The sequence below is a fragment of the Citrobacter sp. S-77 genome, from assembly GCF_963864895.1.
GTDB lineage: Bacteria > Pseudomonadota > Gammaproteobacteria > Enterobacterales > Enterobacteriaceae > Citrobacter > Citrobacter murliniae.
Genome location: NZ_CAWLWU010000001.1, coordinates 43,068 through 46,723, shown reverse-complemented (window position 1 = coordinate 46,723; position 3,656 = coordinate 43,068). Strand labels below are relative to the sequence as shown.

Genomic DNA, 3,656 nt, shown 5'->3' with positions numbered 1-3,656 from the left:
TTTCTGGTTTTTCTGAAAACTGTTTACAGGTTCAAAGATCGTGCCATCTGACAGCCTGGCGAGTTTAGCCACGCCGGCATCAAGACCGGCCATTGATGCTGAAGAGTGAACGGGGGCTGATACTTCGCACTCTGTCTGAATGCTGACGTACCACTTGCCGCAGGACTGGCTGACAGTGACGTTTTTTACCATGCCCGTGACCTGACGGCTGTTGCGGTAGCATATCCAGCCCAGTTTCGGCAGAAAAATACGGCTGTTATCCTGATCGAGCTTCATCCCCTGCGGATAGCGGAATGCATCATTTCATCCCCGCTTTTTGAAACGGGGGAAAGCAGCCCGTTTCTGGAAGAAATTTTTGCAGGCCCGCTCAGGGTCTTTCAGTGACTGTTACAATGGCTGTGACGGGGCATCTTTAAGCCACTGCATTTCCGGTGAGTTTTTCCACTCAACCAGCCACGAGGTCATTTTCGTGTAGGAAATATATTTATTCACGGCCTCATGATTCTCATTCTGAAGTGCCAGAGCACGATTGAAAACAAAACGACATGCGCCTGCGAAACGCCTCATTTCACGCTCCTGTTGACCATTTGGTCTTAACCGGAATTTGAATGTTTGTAGCCGTTTCACAGACAAAATTATACTTTGGTCGGTGAAAAAAGAAACCGATATACGACGTAAAAGACACTGTGTCTTCCTGATGCATGTTCACCAGGTCTTTGTTGCCAAATACCGACGCCAGATTTTTGAGCATGACGCAATAGAAAAACTACGCACTTACTTTTCAAATATATGTGCTGATTTTGAAGCTGAACGGGTTGAAATGGACGGTGAACGAGATCACGTCCATTTGTTAATTAAACTGCGCGGAACTAGCCCAACCTAAAACATCTTTGGAGCGTTTCGCGATTTCATTCAGACAAGCCTTGTATTTCAGGGAGATTATTCAAAATTTCTATCCATCAAAAGCAGGGCACTGCTTGGAGTTCTTTTCAGGATGAATTTTATTAAAAGTCATTTGTTGACAAGCAAAAAAACAACTTAAATTAGTTGAGTTTGAAGAATGGGGGATAGCGAGGGGAAAATGGTGAAATCGCGGAGATTTCACCGTGAAATTCTCAATAAAAACTCTTTAAAAATATATAGTTACACGCAAAATTTGGGCGGTGCAACTTTTTAGTTTTCAGGCTTGGAAAGATTTTTTTTGAGCAAATGATTAATCATGCGATCAAGTTCATCTTGCAATTCTCGCGGGATACGACTGAACTCATAAGAAATCACACGATCCTTAACTCGCTTGCGCGCAAAATGGTTTCTCTCCTCGAACTCCCACAATTCTGTAACGATAGCTTTGTCTTTTGGACCTTTTACCGTGAGAGCTTGAGACTCTTTCGTGATCAGCTTCATGATTTGGTTTTTAACCTCATCTTCAGCTAATTCCTCATCGGCCTGGACCTTATCAACCTCATTAGAAATGTTGTTTATCAGCTCATCAAGAGCCAGGTTTTTATTGCCCATCTCATCAGCAACAACACAAAGTTGCTTGTAGTCAGAATATGTTAGCTCAGACTGAACTGGGAAGAGGGCGATCAAATCTTCCGGAGCGCTAGCGGCCTGAAGGGCACGCGTGACCTTTGCTTGTGACATTCCCTCACTGGCAGCGATTTCTTTTTGGTTCATCCCGCTATTTTTGAGGTTCATCAGACGCAGGCCTATTTCACGGATATTGTGCTCAACAGAAGTCTGTAAATCCTTGGCCAGTCTCTGCGCTTCGGTAACAGAAATGTCCTGGTCCGTAACCAGTATACGAAGACCAACCTTACACAAAATGGCCGCTGCGCGACGACGAGAACCGTCGAGAATCTCGATTTTGCCCTCTCTTCGAACGCCAATCGTCGGATAGAACTGCTGAAATTTCATCGTACGAGTGATGTTTTTCAGTGATTCCGGCGTTAATGCAGACTGATCGCGCCCGTTGTTTTCCTGTACAACAAAAGTGTCACTCTCAACACTGCCAGGCGGGACCGAAATCTCTACAAACGTGGCCTGACGCCCAGTGGACAAGGTAAAAATCTGCATTTGTTGAGTGCTATCAGCGGATGAAGGATCGTTTTCAGACAACATCGTTTGTCCTAACACTCGGCCAACGACTGGTCGTAATTTTCTATTGCTCATTTTCTAAATCCTTAATTCGATCTGATAAATTCAATACGGTCAAAGACGGCTTTAGCAAAGTCCTCTGCTGCTATGCGCGCATTCTTCAACGCATCGGCACTCCCTACATATGTTGTCGGGTTGGCTGAAACAACCGTATCAAACGATTCGCCACAGCGCTCAAAACCATCAAGGCGAGGAAGGACAACATCCAGCATATCTCCACCAAAAACTTCTTTTGCCAGGCTGTGGCAATATTTGTGATCTGGCTTATTACTTAGCTTCGACATAAACCCAATATTTGTCGCAAGTTTACAGTCACATCCCTCGGAGGAAATAAGCCGAACCAGTTCAGGTAAACGCGCCACATACTTAAGAGAAGAGTGGAAATCGACAGTAGCTGGGGGCAGGGGGGTAAACAAAATATCAGCAGATGCCAACGCGTTTTTCAGGAATGCATCAAGATGTGGGCCGCTATCAACGAGAATGAAGTCATAATCTCCACGCAGCTTATCAATAACATTTTCTCGTAACACTGCATGAACGTTTTGCCCTGGCAGGTGAGCTCCACATAGCTCTTTCCAGTCAGAGGCTATAAAGGCGTCGTCAATTGACGCAGGCATAACATCTACACCAGGCACTATCGACGGAACAATAAATTCTTCCAGTAATTCCTCTCGAGTAACGTTTTGCAACATTGCCTGGGCAGACGTAGTATTAACAATCCCGACAGCACTCTTATGGTTAAGGAACATCGTTGCAGATGATTGTGGATCAAGGTCAATGACCAAAATTCGTAGATCCTCAAACAACAGATGCGGATGCGCACGCATAGCATGCGCGAGAGAAACTGTTGATACAGTTTTTGACACACCGCCTTTAAGATTAGCGACAAAAATGACGTAAGCACTGTCATAGCGATCTCTATACTTCGGCACACCACGATGATGATAGATGTCGACAATATTCTGGATAGACATCGCATACTTCATGGAACTTCCCGCCGGACGTTTATCGAAAACGTAGCCTTGCTCTTCCATTTCACTCACTGCGTAATCAACGTTAGCACGCGTCAGCTTTGGTAATTTTGACAAAGCAGCCTTTGCGTACACTTGATGAAACTCATTTGTATGATACTCATCCTTTTGTTGTTGCACTTGCTCTGTAAGCAAATGAAGCATTTTGTTTGCTCTTTGAGCAACTTTCTGAAGTTGACCAACATCAATCATGTCACTACTCCTTGTATGCTGCATTTTTGAATTTAGATAAAAATACTACACAAAATGATAATACATACATATTTATTTATGCAACGCATTTTGGGCTAATTTTCTCAAAAGCTATCAAATGGACAGGGGGTTTTAAGCAGATTAAAGGTGTGTCACAACATGTTGGCATCCTCCACGCCCTGAAGGGCGGGGATTCCTACAGCGTTCAGACCGGAGCCTGAATCACCTCGGTGGGTTCCTGCTTCAACGGGCGGCCTGGCTGCACCCTCCCTCCAC

2 protein-coding genes and 2 pseudogenes are annotated in these 3,656 nt (G+C 44.7%); 1 reads left to right on the top strand and 3 read right to left on the bottom strand.

Annotated elements, in window-relative coordinates:
* A pseudogene (locus AACS05_RS00245) lies at nt 1–627 on the bottom strand (RNA-guided endonuclease InsQ/TnpB family protein); the annotation flags it as partial.
* A 7-nt stretch (nt 628–634) separates the two neighbouring features.
* On the opposite strand from AACS05_RS00245, the pseudogene tnpA reads away from it, so the two are divergent.
* Nucleotides 635–856: pseudogene (gene tnpA / locus AACS05_RS00240) on the top strand (IS200/IS605 family transposase); the annotation flags it as partial.
* A 317-nt stretch (nt 857–1,173) separates the two neighbouring features.
* Here the strand turns inward: tnpA and AACS05_RS00235 are convergent.
* Together AACS05_RS00235 and AACS05_RS00230 are read right to left on the bottom strand one after the other, a co-directional pair.
* A complete protein-coding gene (locus AACS05_RS00235; protein WP_045449968.1) occupies nt 1,174–2,172 on the bottom strand; it encodes a ParB family protein in 999 nt (332 codons plus the stop codon).
* Between the two features lie 11 nt (nt 2,173–2,183).
* Nucleotides 2,184–3,380, bottom strand: a complete 1,197-nt coding sequence (locus tag AACS05_RS00230) for an AAA family ATPase (RefSeq protein WP_045449967.1) — start codon at nt 3,378–3,380, stop codon at nt 2,184–2,186.
* Between the last annotated feature and the right edge of the window lie 276 nt (nt 3,381–3,656).